This window comes from Planosporangium thailandense, from assembly GCF_011947195.1.
Taxonomy (GTDB): domain Bacteria; phylum Actinomycetota; class Actinomycetes; order Mycobacteriales; family Micromonosporaceae; genus Planosporangium; species Planosporangium thailandense.
This window is the reverse complement of sequence record NZ_JAATVY010000012.1, coordinates 113,674-127,825: the sequence shown is the minus strand read 5'-3', so window position 1 is coordinate 127,825 and position 14,152 is coordinate 113,674. Positions and strand designations below refer to the sequence as shown.

Here is a 14,152-nt window from a genome sequence, read left to right as displayed (position 1 = left end):
ATTGCACTTGCATGACGCAAGTGATCGTAGAGAGACTGCTTTTGCTATGCAAGCGGATTGGTACATTGGAGGGCGTGCTTGGCAAGACCTACGACTCCGAGGTGTGCTCGATCGCGCGGGCGCTCGAGGTCATCGGCGAGCGCTGGAGCCTGCTGATCGTCCGCGACGCCCTCTTCGCCGGCGTGACCCGCTACAACGACTTCCAGCGGCGCCTCGGGATCGCGACCAACATCCTCAAGGCCCGCCTGGACGGCTTCGTCGCCGCGGGGATCATGGAGCGCCGCCGGCACTCCGACGAGTCGGAGCTGTACGAGTACCGGTTGACCGACAAGGGTCGTGCGCTCGCGCCCGCACTCGTCGCGCTCACCGAGTGGGGGGACCGGTGGGCGACCCCCGGCGAGCCGCCGATCCTCTACCGGCACGCCACGTGCGGCACGGGGATCACCCACCAGCTGGTGTGTGCCACCTGCGGGCCCGTGTCCGACCCTTCCGAAGTGCAGGCCCAGCCCGGGCCCGGCATGCCCGCCGAGGTGCTCGCCAAGAAGCGGGGCCAGGCAGCCGACTGAATCATGCCCCTGCGGCGTCGTCGCGTGTGGGTTCGACCGGTGTTTCCTCCTGCATCGCCACCCAGCTCGCGAGAAGGCGGAGCGCGTCCTGGGACGCTGAGCCGGGCTCGGCGCTGTAGGCGGTCATGGTCAGACCGGGGTCGGCCGGCAGCGGCATCGCCTCGAACGCGAGACTGAGGTCCCCGACGACGGGGTGATGGAAGTGCTTGACCCCCGTCTGGTGCAGCCGCACGTTGTGCGCGGCCCACCGGGTTCGGAACTCGTCGCTGCGGGTGGAAAGTTCTCCGACGAGGTCGGTCAGCGCCTTGTCGTAGGGGTCGCGCCCGGCCTCGGTACGCAGCAGGGCGACCGAGGTGTTCGCCGCGTCCTCCCAGTTGGGGTAGAACTCGGACGCGCGCGGGTCGAGGAACGCGAACCGGGCCAGGTTCGCCGGCCGGGCCGGGTCGTCGAACACCGGCGAGTAGAGGGCGTAGCCGAGCCGGTTGGCGGCGAGGACGTCCAGGCGTCCATTGCGCACGAACGCGGGCGCGTCGGTCATCGCGTCGAGGAGTTGCCGCACCCCGGGGCGAACCCGTTGCGCTGCGGGTCGGCGGCGGGTACGGGGGGTGGTGTTGGCGGCACGGGCCAGGTCGAACAGGTGGGCGCGTTCGGCCTCGTCGAGTTGGAGCGCACGGGCGAGTGCGTCGAGCACGCTGTCGGAGACGCCGTTGAGGTTGCCGCGCTCCAGGCGGACGTAGTAGTCCGGACTCACCCCCGCGACCATGGCCACCTCCGCCCGGCGCAGGCCGGGCACGCGGCGGTTACCGCCGTAGACCGGCAAGCCCGCCTGCTCCGGCGTGATCCGGGCCCGACGCGAGGCGAGAAACTCGCGGATCTCGCTGCGGAGGTCATCTCGGCTGGTCACCATCCCGAGTCTATGGACGCTGTCCTCGATCACAGGGGTACTGCCATTACCCCTCTCAGCAGGGCCTCTCTCGCGACGCGGATACGTGGTTGCGTGGAGAGGTCACCGGGGACCGCCGGTGACGGCCACACCCACCGGGATGGATCAAGGCATCCGCAGGAGACAGCTTCCGATGACCACGCCTTCCGTCACGAGACGGCAGCACATCAGCTCCGGCGCCCGTGTGGGCGCTGGTCGTGTCGACGGTCCTCGTCCGGGTAGGCGGTCCGCTTGGGATGCCGCCGATGACCGCGGTGCTGCTCAACAGCGTGCCGGGCCTGCGTACCAGCCTGCTGCTCGCGGCCGGGTCGCGCTCCCGGCGGCCGCGTCGAGCCTCCTGCTGAAAACGACACCGAAGGTGACAACCGCATGAGTGACTGGACCGCCGAAGAGCTCGACAAGATCGGTGCGGCGGACGAACTCGAGATCGCAGCACTGCGGTCGGACGGATCGCTGCGCCCGTACACCACGATCTGGGTCGTCCGGGTCGGCGACGACCTGTACGTACGGTCCTTCCGGGGACATGACGGTGCCTGGTTCCGGTCGGTGCTGCGCCGCCCCGAAGGGCGAATCCGTGTGGGAGGAGTCGAGCGCGAGGTCGCGTTCGAAGAGCCCGCCGACGCCGACCACGGTGCGATCGACCGGGCCTACCGCAGCAAGTACGCCCGATACGGCGGCACGTACGTCGACCCGATGGTGAGCCCCGGCGCCGCCGCGGCGACCCTGCGGCTGAACGCCCGCTGACCACGCCCGGGGCGCCGGCCGCCCAGGACCTGACCTCGGAGGTCGCATTTCGCCCACCAGCAGACGCTGACGGCCGGCGACCAACCCGATACTTCCACGGAAGGAAAGCCAGACAGTGGCCCCACAGATCCCCCAGATCGCTCTCAACAACGGCGTGCGGATGCCGATCCTCGGCTTCGGCGTCTACCAGATCCCGCCCGAGCAGACCGAGCAGGCCGTCACCGACGCGCTCGCCGCCGGCTACCGGCACATCGACACCGCCGCCGCCTACTTCAATGAGGAAGCCGTCGGCCGCGCCATCAAAAAGAGCGGCATCGCGCGCGACGAACTGTTCATCACCACCAAGCTGTGGATCCAGGACGCCGGCGAGGACAACGCCGAGCGCGCCTTCGAGACGTCACTGCGGAAACTCGGCCTGGACTACCTCGACCTGTACCTGATCCACCAGCCCTACGGCGACTACTACGGCTCCTGGCGGGCGATGGAACAGCTCCACCGGCAGGGCTTGATCAAGGCGATCGGAGTGTCGAACTTCTATCCGGACCGGCTGGTGGACCTCATCGACCACAACGAGATCGCCCCGGCGGTCAACCAGATCGAGACCCACCCGTACTTCCAGCGGGTGGCCGACCAGGAGCTGATGCGCGAGCGCGGCGTCCAGATCGAATCCTGGGGCCCCTTCGCCGAAGGCCGCAACAACCTGTTCTCGGATCCGACGCTGAGTGAGATCGGCGCCGCGCACGGCAAGTCCGTTGCCCAGGTGGTGCTGCGTTGGCTGATCCAGCGGGACGTCGCGGTCATCCCGAAGTCGGTGCGGGCCGACCGGATGCGCGAGAACATCGACGTCTTCGACTTCGAACTCACCGATGAGGAGATGGCTCGCATCGGCGCGATGGACACCGGTGCCTCGCTGTTCCTCGACCACCGTGACCCGGCGACGGTCGGCCAGCTCGGCAGCCTGCGCGTCCACTAATCGGCAGCGGGCTTGTCGGCAGCGGGCTTGTCGGCAACCCGCGGCACGTACGCCCGCTGACCGGTGCCCGGCGCGCCGGCCGCGCGGAGTCTTCCACCCGCGTGCGCCGCCGCGACCGGGTAGCGGGAACCGGACAAGGAGATGAGAGACATGGCAGACAACACAGCACCCGCGGAGCCCTCGGGCGCCGAGAAAATGTTCGGGGACTTCGCCCCCGCCCTGGTGCGCCTCACCGACGACGTGCTGTTCGGGCAGGTCTGGACGCGCCCGCAGCTGTCGCCCAAGGAGCGCAGCCTGGTCACCGTCGCCGCCCTGACCGCCGGCGGGAACACCGAGCAGCTGGTCTTCCACCTGGGCCTGGCGAAGGAGAACGGCGCCACCGAGGAAGAACTCATCGAGGCGATCACCCACCTGGCCTTCTACGCCGGATGGCCGAAGGCGATGAGCGCGATGGCCGTCGCCAAACAGGTCTTCCGCGGCAACTGAACCCACCCACCCCGGCAGCGCTCCCGGACATGCCGCCGGGGTCACCACTCGATCCGGGTACGTCCCATCCCACAGTCGAAAGGAACCACCCATGCGAGGAGCGATGCTGCACGCCCCCGGCGACATCCGCGTCGAGCAGCGCGCGGACCCGAAGATTGAGCAACCCACCGACGCGGTCATTCGCCTGGCCGCCACCTGTGTCTGCGGCTCGGACCTGTGGCCGTACCGCGGCATCGAACCCGTCACCGGGCCGGCTCCGATGGGCCACGAGTACGTCGGCATCGTCGAGGAGGTCGGGAGCGAGGTCCGGTCGATCAGGCCTGGCCAGTTCGTGGTCGGCTCGTTCTTCGCCTCCGACAACACCTGCGAGATCTGCCGGGCCGGCTACCAGAGCTCGTGCATCCATCGCGAGCTCATGGGGCCGCTCGGCGCCCAGGCTGAGTACCTGCGCGTACCGCTCGCCGACGGCACCCTCGTGGCCACCCCGGAGGTACCGTCCGACGATCTGGTACCGAGCCTGCTGGCGGCCTCCGACGTGCTCGGTACCGGCTGGTTCGGTGCCGTGGCCGCCGAGGCCGGCCCGGGCAAGACCGTCGTGGTCGTCGGTGACGGGGCGGTCGGCCTGCTCGCCGTGCTGGCGGCCAAGCAGCTCGGCGCGGAGCGCATCATCGCGATGAGCCGGCACGAGCCCCGCCAGAAGCTCGCGATCGCCTACGGCGCGACCGACATCGTCACCGAACGCGGGGATGCGGGCGTGGCCCGGATCAAGGAGCTCACCGGCGGGCTCGGGGCGCACTCGGTCGTCGAGGCGGTCGGCACCCAGGAGTCGATGATGCAGGCCATCCGCGCCACCCGGCCCGGCGGGCACGTCGGCTACGTCGGCGTCGCCCACGGGGTCACGCTGCCCGGCGAGGAGCTGTTCTTCTCCCACGCGCACCTGCACGGCGGCCCCGCCCCGGTGCGCCGCTTCCTGCCCGAACTCATCGACCTGATCTGCAACCGCGAGATCGACCCCGGCAAGGTCTTCGACCTCGAACTGCCGCTCGACCAGGCCGCCGAGGGCTACCGCGCGATGGACGAGCGCCGCGCGATCAAGGCCCTGCTGCGCCCCTGATCGATCCGCACACTAAGGAGCACCCAATGGAACTGAGGCCCGTCGACCCCACGGTGAAGACGCCCCCGCAGAACTTCACCGGCGACGTCTACCTGACCCCGATCTACAGCGGCCAGGAGCCGTCCCGGATGACCGTCGCGCTCGTGCGCTTCACCCCCGGCGCCCGCACCAACTGGCACTCCCACGCCGTCGGCCAGACCCTGCACGTCACCGAGGGCGTCGGGCTGGTCGGTATCCGCGACGGATCGGTGCTGCGCATCCACGCCGGTGACACCGTCATCTGCCCGCCCGGCGAGGAGCACTGGCACGGTGCCGCCGCCGACACGTTCATGAGCCACCTCGCCATGCTCGAAGCCCTGCCCGGCGGACAGGATCCCACCACCTGGCTCGAACCCGTCCCCGACAAGCAGTACCAGAAGGCGAACGAGCAGTAGCCAGCCGCGCGGGTACCAGCAGGAGGAGTACCGGGGCAGCGCCGAGTGGCTGTGGTCCTCTCGCAGGACCGTTGGGAGCGTCACGGCTCCGCAGACACACGATCGCGCTCTGGTCACAACATCCCCATCGGCCCACGATTAGCAAGCGCTGTACTTGTCGCCGGTGACGGTGCGCACCAACGCTGTTGCGTTCAGCGTCGCGACCGGGAGCCAGCGCGGCCTCAAGGTGTGTAGGACACCTGCGAAGCGAACGCCAGCACCTGCTGTCGGGTGAACGCAGCCGGTGCCTGGATGACGAACGTCTTGCCGCCGGCGAACTGAGCCTGCAGGTACCAGCCGTTGTCAGCCGCGTCATGGACGGGAACCCGAACCAACTGCGCGGGCCGACCGTTGACATTGACGTCGATAACCGGCCCTGCCGGGGGGCCTTGCAACTCGTGGAGCAGCCGGCTGGCCGGGATCGGCTGGTCGGGCAGGTGCACGCTCAGCGTCTGCCGTACGTCCGCATCGTTGACCAGGGTGAGGATTCGGTCGTCCTTGTACGCCTGCACCGACCAGCCCGCCGGCGCCAGGTGCACCTGCAACGGCACCGGCTGCGGCCGCTCGACCAGGGTTCCGGCGACCGCCAGGAGTTGGTCGCGGTCATTGAATCGTCCTTCGCCGTTGAGTAGAACCCACCGGCCGCTGGACCACGCGATGCTGAGGGCGGCTTGCGGACGCACCTCGGATCCTCCGCCGGGGATGCTGAAGAATTCGTGTTCAGTGACCAGCTCAGCGGCGTTGCCGGCCACGGTCACGTCCTGCGTGTCGGAGGGGTTCACAAAGGTTGGCTTGCGCGCAGTGACCCCGATGACAATCCGGTCATCACTGCCGGCGGCGCTGTAGACAGCATTCGACGCGCCGGGTTCGGCGCTGAAGTGCGGGGTCAGCCCGACCGGGGCCGGCTGCAGCGCCAGCGGGAACGACGGTGGCTGGAAGTCGACCAGCGTCACGCGGCCCGACGGCGGCCCGGAAGGGTCGTCAGGCGCCGCGATCACGACAGCGGCGGCACATGCGGCTGCGGCAGCAGCGGCGGCGAACCCGAGCCGCACGGTCATCCTGCGGTTGAGTCCGAAGCGGCGGCGGGCGCGACGGGTCGTCGTGGCGTTGATCTCGGTGAGCAGCGCGGTGCGGGCGGACTGCAGGGCGGCCGGCCGTAGCGGCGGTGCTTCCGGGCCAGCCTCGCGGAGCAGGGTGATCTCTATCATCGGAGGTCCTCAAAGGGAGAGGCGGCCTCGAGAGCCGCGCGGGTCTGACGGCGGGCGCGGTTGAGGCGGGAGCGCACGGTGCCGACCGGGATCTCGAGCACGGCGGCGACCTCCTCGTAGCTCAGCTGCCCCCAGGCGAACAGCAGCAGCACGTCCCGGTCGCGGGCCTTGAGCCCGGCCAGGGCGGCGGCCAGCGGACCACGCAGCGCCCGCGCAGCCAGACGATCGCTGAGGACGTCGGCGTCCTCCGGCTGGGCTGGCGACTCGACCGGGGTGCGGCCCAAGGCACGGTAGCGGCGTCTTTCGGCACGGACGTGACCATGCACGACCCTGGTGGCGATACCGAGCAGCCACGGCCGCACCTCGAGGTGCATGGCGCGGTAGGTGTCGCGGCGCCGGAAGGCGATCAGGAAGGTCTCGCTGAGCAGGTCGTCGGCGAGGTCGCCCACCCGCCGACCCAGGTAGCGGTGCACGGCCGTGGCGTGCCGGTCAAACAGGGTAGCGAAGCACTCCGGCTCTGCGACCGAGCGCGACATCAACTCGCCGTCCGTCGGGCCTTCTGCCGCAGACTGGTTGGCGCGGAAGCTCTCAGGTGGAGGGCTGTCGCCCAGCTGCGTGCCCGGTGGGTGCATAGTTCGTGCCGCTCCTGCCGCGGGAGGGAAAGTAGTCACACCCTTACATGTCCGTACCGCCATTCCGGGTTCACGATCCGGGACGTGTCGCCGATTCGGACGTCGGCAGGTCTCATGCTGGCTAGCCGCACCCAACCCTCAGTGAGGTGCCTGGCAGCCCCGGCAAGGCGTGACACACGTAGGGCCCGGCCTGATGACCGGGCCCTACGTGATCCAGTTGTGGGCTCTCCCCGAGAGCCGGATTCGGGGAAACGAATCCAACTTTCGGGGAAAACCCCGACGTGGGGTGTTCGCTGAATCAAGGACGCGCAGATGAAGCGCCGCTTTCTACGAACGCCGTACACGGCTCGCACCCTCCGTCGCCAAAATCAGCACCTGACAAACCGAACATCGGCAACGGCCGAGGTAAGAAAGGCGATCATGCATCTGACCTGCACTCCGTCGCCGCGGACCCGATACACGCGAGCACCTGGGCGGCCGGATAGCGCGCGAAGTCCGGGTACCGCCGGCGGTAATACCTGACGGCGCGCTCCGTCGGCAGCGACACGAAGTCCGGGTATCGCACGCGGCGGCAGGTAACCCAAGCCCTCTTGACACGCGACAGACCTCTACCTATCTTTACAAGCACTAGGTTGTACAAGATATGACTTGTACATCTGAGAGGAGACCGGGATGACCAGCACCACCAGCACGCGGACCGAGGACTTCACCGCGGCCCTGAACCTCCCCGCCAGCCCCGAGACCGTGTCGGCGCTGTTCACCTCCGCCGCCGGCGTCAGCCGTTGGTGGGGCCCGACCGAGGGCGATGGAGCAGTCGGCGGCACGCTCGTCACCAGCTTCGGCGAGCACGGCGTCAACGCGATGCGCGTCCTCGAAGCCGGACCCACCCGCGTGGTCTGGGAGTCCATCGCACCCGACGGGACCACACCCACCGGACACACGCAGGAGTGGCTCGGCACGACGATGGAGTTCGACATCGTCGCTACCGACACCGGCACCGAGCTCCGCTTCCGGCACGCCGGCCTGACCCCGCAGCTCGAGTGTTGGGACGACTGCTTCGCCGGCTGGACGTACTTCATGGCGAGCATCGAGGCGTTCGCCAGGACCGGCACCGGCACCCCGTTCGGAGTCTGAGACCCTAGTCCGATGGCCGAGCGGAAGCAGTCGACGCCCGCCGCACCCGATGCGGTACTGCGGGCGCTCGCCGACCCGCACCGCCGACAGATCCTGCGCCTCGTCAAGCACAGTGAGCTGCCTGCGGGCCAGATCGCGGCGAGCTTCACCCTCACCCAGCAGGCGGTCAGCCAGCACATCGGCGTACTCAAGCAGGCCGGCCTCCTCACCGAGCGCCGCGAGGGAACCCGCCGCCTCTACACCCTGCGCCACGAGGCGCTCGATCCGGTGCGCGAGCTGCTCTCCGAGTTCTGGCCCGACGCCCTCAGCCGCCTGAAGAAGGCCGTCGAGACGGCCCATCCCCGACCACCGAAGAGGTAGCCGTGACCGCCGAGATCCGCAACGACGTCATCGTCGCGACCGAGCACATCAAGGCACCGCCCGAGGTTGTCTTCCCGTACTTCACCGACCCCGCGCTCATCGTCACGTGGATCGGCGACCGGGCCGAGCTCGACCCGCAGCCTGGCGGCGTGTTCTCGCTCGGCATGGGCGAGACCGTCGCCCGCGGTGCCTACATCACCGTCGAGCCGCCATACCGCGTCGTGTTCAGCTGGGGCGTCCCTGGCGACGAGACCCTGCCACCCGGCGGGTCGACCGTCGAGGTCGTGCTGACGCCTGACGGCGACGACACGATGGTCGTCCTCACGCACCGCGGTGTGCCGTCCACTCACCTCGACACCCACCGCGCCGGCTGGGAGCACCAGCTCGGGCTGCTACGCGGTGCGGCCGGCTAACCCAGCGATCTTCGCGAGCACGTCCCGCTCAGCGGCCGCCTCATTCTCCACCCGGGACGAACCGCGCCGCGCCGCCGCCTTCGTCTGCTCCTGCGCGTGCTCCTTCATCGCGGCCCGCTCCTCGGCGGTGAATCCGTTGTACTGCTCCGCGGTTGTGTCGGAGTTCTCGGCGGACGCCTTCGTGTGCTACCTGGCAGATTTCCGCTCGTACCGGGATGAGGCGGCTCGGGGCGGAGTCCGGGGCCGGGAGTCAGGACGGCGCGGGGGCGGATGGCCCGGCGGCCTCCCAGGCGAATCCGTCCGGATCGGTGAAGGAGCCGGCGGTGCTGCCGAGGACGATGCGATGCGAGCCGGTGCCGTCGGCGGGGACGCCGAGGTCCTTGGCCAGGCCGCGGCGCTTGTACAGCGCCAGTTTGACGGGACTGGACTCGCCGGAGGCGAACTCGGCGTACTTGCCGCCGAAGCTCCTGGCCACGGTCAGGCCCCGGCCGACGTAGAACTGCTTGCTGGCCTTCACGTCCTCGACACCGAGCAGGAGGACGATCTCGTCGATCTCGCGGGTGGCCGGGCCGGTGTCCTTCTTCGCTGAGGTGGCGGCCTTCCAGATCGTCCCGTCCGGGGCCTGGACGACGCCGCCGTAGCCCCACAGCGACTTCGCGGCGGGCTTCAGCACCGTGGCGCCGGCGTCCACGGCGAGGCCGAGGAAGCTGTCGACGGTGGCCGGCCGGGACACCCCGAGTGCCAGGGTGAAGCCACGGAATCCGGTGGAGTGCGCCTCGGACGCTCGCAGGCGTATGTGCGAGTCCACTCCGAAGGCGGTGTAGAAGCGGCGGGCGGCCTCGGGATCGGCCACCTCAAGGATGACGGATGCGAGGGACGTGTTGGATGCGGTGGAAGTGGTGATTGCCATGGCCATCACGCTAGGGGCTGCTCGGCGGCTGGGGCTTCTCGATTCCTGACCGGTCTTGTCACCTGCTTCGCCACACACGCCGGCATCCCCTCCACCGTGACCGCAGAGCCCGCATCGCCGGCCGTACCCGCAGCATCGACATAGTCGGCCGCCTCCGCCGCCCGGCGCCGGAAGACCCCGGGTGGTATACCGACCAGCTCGGTGAAGCGGGTGGTAAACGTGCCCAGCGACGCACAACCGACCGCGAAGCAGACCTCGGTGACGCTGAGGTCGCCCCGCCGCAGCAGCGCCGTCGCGCGCTCGATGCGACGCGTCATCAGGTACGAGTACGGCGACTCACCGTAGGCGGCACGGAACTGCCGGCTGAGGTGCCCGGCGGACATGTTCACGTCGCGGGCGAGCGCCTCCACGTTCAGCGGCTGCGCGTATTCCCTGTCGATCCGGTCGCGGACGCGGCGCAGCCGCGCGAGATCAGCCAGGCGCTGCGCCTGGACGCGGGCACGCCGCCACGCGAGCTGACACATGAGAACACTCCCCCCTATTTTCATCGTCCATCGACGCCTACGAGCGTCGTGGGGGCCTGCCGAGGCACCCCAGGACGCTCGGTATTGATGACCGCCCCGCCGGAGTCGACCAGCCGGTCGAGCAACTGCTGCACAGCAGCGGGGCGGAGTCCGGGCGCGTAGCCATTTCAACGAGGATCCGGACGCGGCCCTGGTGGGCGGCCGGCAGGGCGGGCACCTCCGCGCTGGTGCGCCGCGGCGTTCCTTTCAGGTGGTCGCGATATCGGCCCGCACGGCCACATCGGTACCCGCACGGCTCAGCGAAGCTCCTGGATGCGGACTAGGTTGCCCGCAGGGTCGCGGAAGGCACAGTCGCGGATGCCGTACGGCTGCTCGGTCGGCTCCTGTACGACCTCGGCATCACCGGCCTGCACCTTCTCGAACGTGGCGTCGAGGTCCGGGGTGGCGAGCAGGATCCAGCCATAGGTGCCCTTGGCCATCATCTCGGTGATGGTGCGGCGCTCGTCCTCGGTGACTCCCGGGTCGGCAGCCGGCGGCGCCAGAAGGATCGACGTGTCGGGCTGACCGGCCGGGCCGACCGTGATCCAGCGCATCCGGCCCTGCCCGACGTCGCTGCGGACCTCGAAGCCGAGGACGTCGCGGTAGAAGGCGAGCGACGCGTCCGGGTCGTCGTGCGGGAGAAAGCTTGTGTGAATGGTGATGTCCATGACGGACAGGTTAGAGACGGCTCCGTGGACCGCGCTTATCGATTCCTGAACGATCCGGACACGTTCGGACGTACACGGGCATGTCACGCGGAGTGCACATGTTTCCCGCGCATGCGCCCGACGCCCCGTCAGCCCCCTCTTTGCCGGGCCGACGCTGCGGCTGCCGAGCATGGTCATCGGATCACCGTGCCCGGATGGCTCGCGGCGCGCAACGTGATTCACGGGCGCCGGCCGCGATCGGCGTCCCGCAGTCGGTACGGACCCCTCCGGACAACGCGAAGGGACGTCGCAGCCACGATCACTCCGACGCGGGCAGAGCGGGCTATCTAGTTGACGCTTGAGCAAGCAACTGGTTGAATAACTATCCGTGGTGATCACCAACGACGACGAGCGGCTCGATGCGACGTTCGCAGCGCTCGCCGACCCCACCCGGCGCGACATCGTGGCCCGGCTCAGCCAGGGCGAGGCGACGGTCAAGGAGCTCGCGATGCCGTATGCCATGAGCATGCAGGCCGTTTCGCAACACATCCGGGTACTGGAGCGCTGCGGCCTGGTCAGCCGCGGCCGGCACCGGCAGAGCAGGCCCTGTCGGCTCGAGCCGGCCGCGCTCGAGAGCGCGATGTCGTGGATCGAGCAGAGCCGGCGGGTGTGGGCCGAACGGATGGACCGGCTCGAGGAACATCTCGACCGTCTCCAGGACGGTGACCGGAGGTGAGCGGCGACGAGCTGGTCTACCGGCGGGTCTTCCGCGCGCCGCGCGACCTGGTGTGGCGGTGCCTCACCGAGCCCAGCGAGCTCGCACAGTTCTGGGGCCCGCGCGGTATGACCACTCCGCTCGACGGCATCGTCGTCGAACTCCACAGCGGCGGCCGCTTCGAGACCCTGATGGTCGGCGAGCACGGCAGCCACCGCATGGTTGCCACGTTCACCGAAGTCATCCCGCCCGAACGGCTCGCCTGGGTCGAGCCGGCCACCGGTTTGCACACGACCAACACGCTTACCGACCTCGGCGACGGCAGCACCGAAGTCGTCATCCACCAGCGGCACGTACCCGAGCCGATGCGCTCGCCCGATGCCCGCGCCGGCTTCCTCACCTCCCTCGACAAGCTCGAGGAGCACCTCGCCCACCTGATCCGAGAGGAATAACCGTGACCGACCTCCAGTCCTGGGTGGCGCCGACCTACGATGCCCTCGCCGACCTGCTCGCCTCATCACCTGCCCAGACTTGGGACGTCCCGTCGCTCTGCGAGAAGTGGCAGGTGCGGCACGTGGTCGCGCACGTGACGATGCCGGCTCGGCTGACGCCCGAACAGTTCGGAGCCGAGATGGCGGCGGCCGGCGGGGACTTCGCCGTACTCTCCGACACCGTGGCCGCGCGCGACGCCGCCCTGCCGATCGCCGAACACCTGGACGCCCTGCGCTCCCCGCGGCTGCACGCATGGCAGCCGCCGGGCGGCGGCGCGGCCGGCGCGCTCAGCCACGCCGTCATCCACGCCCTCGACGTGACGATCGCGCTCGGTCGCCCGGCCGTTGCTCCAGAAGAGGCCGTGACCGCCATCCTCGACCAGCTCACCGCCGCGAACGGCGCGTGGTTCGGGCTCGACCTGACCGGTGTCCGTCTCGAGGCCACCGACACCGGCTGGAGCTGGGGCAGCGGCGAGGTCGTGCGTGCCGAGAGCGGTGCTCTGGTGGCGCTCCTGAGCAGCCGCACCCTTCCCGACGGCCGAGCCCTACCCCGCAGCTGACCCACCGAGGCCGACGACCGAGCGGCTGTAGCCGGACCCGATCAGCCTTGCTCACCTCCTGGAACGCTCCGCCGTTACGCTCGATCACCCGTCGCCGGCCGGGATCGGCATTCCGCAGACCAGCGCGGCACCCAGCCAGAAACCCAGAACGCCCCGGACCAGGTGGTCCGGGGCGTTCTGCCATTCTGCGAAGGGTCTCCGCACATTCTGCGAAGACCCCGACGTGGAGGTGCCGGGAATCGAACCCGGGTCCTTCGCCGTGTTGCCAGGGCTTCTCCGAGCGCAGCTCGCTGTGCCTCTACTCGGCCCTACCGATCACGCGAGCGAGTCGGTATGACGGGCCCAGTCGCGATTGATCTCGCCGCACGAGCCCCGCGACCGGGCTCGATTGGCCAGCCTTCTAGCTGATGCCGGTGAACCGGGGCGAAGGCGTCCCCGGACCGACAAGCTCGCTACCTAGCCTCAGGCGGCAAGGGCGAGCTGATCGCGCTTGATGTTGGCGCTTATTTTTTCCCGACGACTGATTCACGAGACAACGTCGGCTTCCTCGGCTCGCTTCACCTGCCTCGACGCACGAAGTCGAAACCAGTCACCCCCGTGTGCGTTGCAGTGCTGCTTGCGGCAGCTATACAAGTCTAACGCGCTCGCAGCCAAGATTCATCCCGTTAACCCGGGGCGATCTGGGTCACTCCATACCCTTGCCGCGCCGGCCGAACGACCGCTGGATCTCCCGCTGCGCTTCCCGCTTGGCCAGGTCCTGCCGCTTGTCGTAGGACTTCTTACCGCGGGCCAGGCCCAGTTCGACCTTGGCCCAGCCGTCGGAGAAGTACACCGACAGCGGCACCAGCGTCAGCCCGCTCTCCTGGAGCTTGCCGACGAGCCGGGTGATCTCCAGCCGGTTGAGCAGCAGCTTGCGGGTACGGCGCGGCTCGTGGTTGGTCCACGTGCCGTGGGCGTACTCGGGGATGTGCATCTGATGCAGGAAGACCTCGCCGTTGCTGACCTGACCGAACGCGTCCACGAGCGACGCCCGGCCGGCCCGCAGCGACTTGACCTCGGTACCGGTCAGCGCGATACCCGCCTCGTACGTATCGATGATGGCGTAGTCGTGGCGGGCCTTCTTGTTGGACGCGACCACCTTGCGACCCTTCTCGCGCGGCATCGCCTCCACCTTCCGTGACATTGCGCGTAGCCAGACAATGCTATCCGGAGGTGTCCCG

At 69.2% G+C, this 14,152-nt stretch carries 21 protein-coding genes and 1 other RNA gene; 12 read left to right on the top strand and 10 right to left on the bottom strand.

Features of this window, described 5'->3' with window-relative positions; genetic code table 11:
• Positions 1–74: 74 nt before the first annotated feature.
• Positions 75–566 carry a winged helix-turn-helix transcriptional regulator gene (locus HC031_RS17965; RefSeq protein WP_205862865.1) on the top strand — a complete coding sequence of 164 codons (492 nt, stop codon included), beginning with the start codon at positions 75–77 and terminating at the stop codon, positions 564–566.
• A gap of 1 nt (position 567) precedes the next feature.
• Here the strand turns inward: HC031_RS17965 and HC031_RS17960 are convergent, their stop codons facing one another.
• Positions 568–1,470 carry a helix-turn-helix transcriptional regulator gene (locus tag HC031_RS17960; RefSeq protein WP_338090715.1) on the bottom strand — a complete coding sequence of 301 codons (903 nt, stop codon included), beginning with the start codon at positions 1,468–1,470 and terminating at the stop codon, positions 568–570.
• 408 nt (positions 1,471–1,878) lie between these two features.
• Between HC031_RS17960 and HC031_RS17955 the strand changes: the two genes are divergently transcribed.
• Both HC031_RS17955 and HC031_RS17950 read left to right on the top strand, forming a co-directional pair.
• A complete protein-coding gene (locus HC031_RS17955) occupies positions 1,879–2,253 on the top strand; it encodes a DUF2255 family protein (RefSeq protein WP_167926492.1) in 375 nt (124 codons plus the stop codon).
• A gap of 115 nt (positions 2,254–2,368) precedes the next feature.
• Positions 2,369–3,226, top strand: coding sequence for an aldo/keto reductase (locus HC031_RS17950; protein ID WP_338090714.1), 858 nt, complete (start codon positions 2,369–2,371; stop codon positions 3,224–3,226).
• Here the strand turns inward: HC031_RS17950 and HC031_RS17945 are convergent.
• On the bottom strand, positions 3,223–3,378 hold the full coding sequence (locus HC031_RS17945; protein WP_167926491.1) for a hypothetical protein: 156 nt from the start codon (positions 3,376–3,378) through the stop codon (positions 3,223–3,225). The genes HC031_RS17950 and HC031_RS17945 overlap by 4 nt on opposite strands.
• Here HC031_RS17945 and HC031_RS17940 point away from each other — a divergent pair.
• From HC031_RS17940 to HC031_RS17930, 3 genes are all read left to right on the top strand, one after another.
• Positions 3,377–3,712 carry a carboxymuconolactone decarboxylase family protein gene (locus tag HC031_RS17940; RefSeq protein WP_167926490.1) on the top strand — a complete coding sequence of 112 codons (336 nt, stop codon included), beginning with the start codon at positions 3,377–3,379 and terminating at the stop codon, positions 3,710–3,712. The two genes, HC031_RS17945 and HC031_RS17940, sit on opposite strands and share 2 nt — an antisense overlap.
• A gap of 91 nt (positions 3,713–3,803) precedes the next feature.
• A complete protein-coding gene (locus tag HC031_RS17935; protein WP_167926489.1) occupies positions 3,804–4,826 on the top strand; it encodes a zinc-dependent alcohol dehydrogenase family protein in 1,023 nt (340 codons plus the stop codon).
• Between the two features lie 26 nt (positions 4,827–4,852).
• Positions 4,853–5,260 (top strand): (R)-mandelonitrile lyase, encoded by a 408-nt coding sequence (locus HC031_RS17930; RefSeq protein ID WP_167926488.1) that lies wholly within the window; start codon positions 4,853–4,855, stop codon positions 5,258–5,260.
• Between the two features lie 221 nt (positions 5,261–5,481).
• Here the strand turns inward: HC031_RS17930 and HC031_RS17925 are convergent, their stop codons facing one another.
• On the bottom strand, positions 5,482–6,357 hold the full coding sequence (locus tag HC031_RS17925; RefSeq protein ID WP_167926487.1) for a hypothetical protein: 876 nt from the start codon (positions 6,355–6,357) through the stop codon (positions 5,482–5,484).
• 146 nt (positions 6,358–6,503) lie between these two features.
• The gene (locus tag HC031_RS17920; protein ID WP_240942637.1) at positions 6,504–7,043 is read right to left on the bottom strand and encodes an RNA polymerase sigma factor; all 540 of its coding nucleotides are present in this window, start codon (positions 7,041–7,043) and stop codon (positions 6,504–6,506) included.
• Positions 7,044–7,811: 768 nt separating this feature from the next.
• On the opposite strand from HC031_RS17920, the gene HC031_RS17915 reads away from it, so the two are divergent.
• From HC031_RS17915 to HC031_RS17905, 3 genes are read left to right on the top strand one after another with little or no spacing between them, the layout of a single operon-like run.
• The gene (locus tag HC031_RS17915; RefSeq protein WP_167926485.1) at positions 7,812–8,273 is read left to right on the top strand and encodes an SRPBCC family protein; all 462 of its coding nucleotides are present in this window, start codon (positions 7,812–7,814) and stop codon (positions 8,271–8,273) included.
• A 12-nt stretch (positions 8,274–8,285) separates the two neighbouring features.
• A complete protein-coding gene (locus HC031_RS17910; RefSeq protein ID WP_167926484.1) occupies positions 8,286–8,633 on the top strand; it encodes an ArsR/SmtB family transcription factor in 348 nt (115 codons plus the stop codon).
• A gap of 2 nt (positions 8,634–8,635) precedes the next feature.
• The gene (locus HC031_RS17905; RefSeq protein WP_167926483.1) at positions 8,636–9,046 is read left to right on the top strand and encodes an SRPBCC domain-containing protein; all 411 of its coding nucleotides are present in this window, start codon (positions 8,636–8,638) and stop codon (positions 9,044–9,046) included.
• On the opposite strand, the gene HC031_RS33945 is transcribed toward HC031_RS17905, so the two are convergent.
• The 4 genes from HC031_RS33945 to HC031_RS17890 form a co-directional block, all read right to left on the bottom strand.
• A complete protein-coding gene (locus tag HC031_RS33945) occupies positions 9,026–9,154 on the bottom strand; it encodes a hypothetical protein (RefSeq protein ID WP_277349721.1) in 129 nt (42 codons plus the stop codon). The two genes, HC031_RS17905 and HC031_RS33945, sit on opposite strands and share 21 nt — an antisense overlap.
• A 142-nt stretch (positions 9,155–9,296) precedes the next feature.
• Positions 9,297–9,956 carry a VOC family protein gene (locus tag HC031_RS17900; protein WP_205862864.1) on the bottom strand — a complete coding sequence of 220 codons (660 nt, stop codon included), beginning with the start codon at positions 9,954–9,956 and terminating at the stop codon, positions 9,297–9,299.
• Between the two features lie 5 nt (positions 9,957–9,961).
• Complete coding sequence (locus tag HC031_RS17895) at positions 9,962–10,480, bottom strand: helix-turn-helix transcriptional regulator (protein WP_167926482.1); 519 nt, start codon at positions 10,478–10,480, stop codon at positions 9,962–9,964.
• Positions 10,481–10,776: 296 nt separating this feature from the next.
• Positions 10,777–11,187, bottom strand: coding sequence for a VOC family protein (locus HC031_RS17890; protein WP_167926481.1), 411 nt, complete (start codon positions 11,185–11,187; stop codon positions 10,777–10,779).
• A gap of 367 nt (positions 11,188–11,554) precedes the next feature.
• On the opposite strand from HC031_RS17890, the gene HC031_RS17885 reads away from it, so the two are divergent.
• The 3 genes from HC031_RS17885 to HC031_RS17875 are packed head-to-tail and all read left to right on the top strand — an operon-like array spanning position 11,555 to position 12,932.
• The gene (locus HC031_RS17885) at positions 11,555–11,902 is read left to right on the top strand and encodes a metalloregulator ArsR/SmtB family transcription factor (RefSeq protein WP_167926480.1); all 348 of its coding nucleotides are present in this window, start codon (positions 11,555–11,557) and stop codon (positions 11,900–11,902) included.
• Positions 11,899–12,333: an SRPBCC domain-containing protein gene (locus HC031_RS17880; RefSeq protein ID WP_167926479.1), complete on the top strand. Its 435-nt coding sequence runs from the start codon at positions 11,899–11,901 to the stop codon at positions 12,331–12,333. The genes HC031_RS17885 and HC031_RS17880 overlap by 4 nt, the downstream gene beginning before the upstream one ends.
• 2 nt (positions 12,334–12,335) lie before the next feature.
• On the top strand, positions 12,336–12,932 hold the full coding sequence (locus HC031_RS17875; RefSeq protein WP_167926478.1) for a maleylpyruvate isomerase family mycothiol-dependent enzyme: 597 nt from the start codon (positions 12,336–12,338) through the stop codon (positions 12,930–12,932).
• A gap of 221 nt (positions 12,933–13,153) precedes the next feature.
• Here the strand turns inward: HC031_RS17875 and ssrA are convergent.
• Positions 13,154–13,529: a transfer-messenger RNA gene (ssrA, locus tag HC031_RS17870) on the bottom strand.
• An 88-nt stretch (positions 13,530–13,617) separates the two neighbouring features.
• Positions 13,618–14,094, bottom strand: coding sequence for an SsrA-binding protein SmpB (gene smpB / locus HC031_RS17865; protein WP_167926477.1), 477 nt, complete (start codon positions 14,092–14,094; stop codon positions 13,618–13,620).
• Positions 14,095–14,152 lie beyond the last annotated feature (58 nt).

What these genes read in the sequence shown, in the direction of transcription:
- HC031_RS17955 (WP_167926492.1), top strand. Translation starts at nt 1,879, where the DNA reads ATGAGTGACTGGACCGCCGAAGAGCTCGACAAGATCGGTGCGGCGGAC.
- HC031_RS17940 (WP_167926490.1), top strand. Translation starts at nt 3,377, where the DNA reads ATGGCAGACAACACAGCACCCGCGGAGCCCTCGGGCGCCGAGAAAATG.
- HC031_RS17945 (WP_167926491.1), bottom strand. Translation starts at nt 3,378, where the DNA reads ATGTCTCTCATCTCCTTGTCCGGTTCCCGCTACCCGGTCGCGGCGGCG.
- HC031_RS17935 (WP_167926489.1), top strand. Translation starts at nt 3,804, where the DNA reads ATGCGAGGAGCGATGCTGCACGCCCCCGGCGACATCCGCGTCGAGCAG.
- HC031_RS17930 (WP_167926488.1), top strand. Translation starts at nt 4,853, where the DNA reads ATGGAACTGAGGCCCGTCGACCCCACGGTGAAGACGCCCCCGCAGAAC.
- HC031_RS17925 (WP_167926487.1), bottom strand. Translation starts at nt 6,357, where the DNA reads ATGACCGTGCGGCTCGGGTTCGCCGCCGCTGCTGCCGCAGCCGCATGT.
- HC031_RS17920 (WP_240942637.1), bottom strand. Translation starts at nt 7,043, where the DNA reads ATGTCGCGCTCGGTCGCAGAGCCGGAGTGCTTCGCTACCCTGTTTGAC.
- HC031_RS17915 (WP_167926485.1), top strand. Translation starts at nt 7,812, where the DNA reads ATGACCAGCACCACCAGCACGCGGACCGAGGACTTCACCGCGGCCCTG.
- HC031_RS17910 (WP_167926484.1), top strand. Translation starts at nt 8,286, where the DNA reads ATGGCCGAGCGGAAGCAGTCGACGCCCGCCGCACCCGATGCGGTACTG.
- HC031_RS33945 (WP_277349721.1), bottom strand. Translation starts at nt 9,154, where the DNA reads ATGAAGGAGCACGCGCAGGAGCAGACGAAGGCGGCGGCGCGGCGCGGT.
- HC031_RS17900 (WP_205862864.1), bottom strand. Translation starts at nt 9,956, where the DNA reads ATGGCAATCACCACTTCCACCGCATCCAACACGTCCCTCGCATCCGTC.
- HC031_RS17895 (WP_167926482.1), bottom strand. Translation starts at nt 10,480, where the DNA reads ATGTGTCAGCTCGCGTGGCGGCGTGCCCGCGTCCAGGCGCAGCGCCTG.
- HC031_RS17890 (WP_167926481.1), bottom strand. Translation starts at nt 11,187, where the DNA reads ATGGACATCACCATTCACACAAGCTTTCTCCCGCACGACGACCCGGAC.
- smpB (WP_167926477.1), bottom strand. Translation starts at nt 14,094, where the DNA reads ATGCCGCGCGAGAAGGGTCGCAAGGTGGTCGCGTCCAACAAGAAGGCC.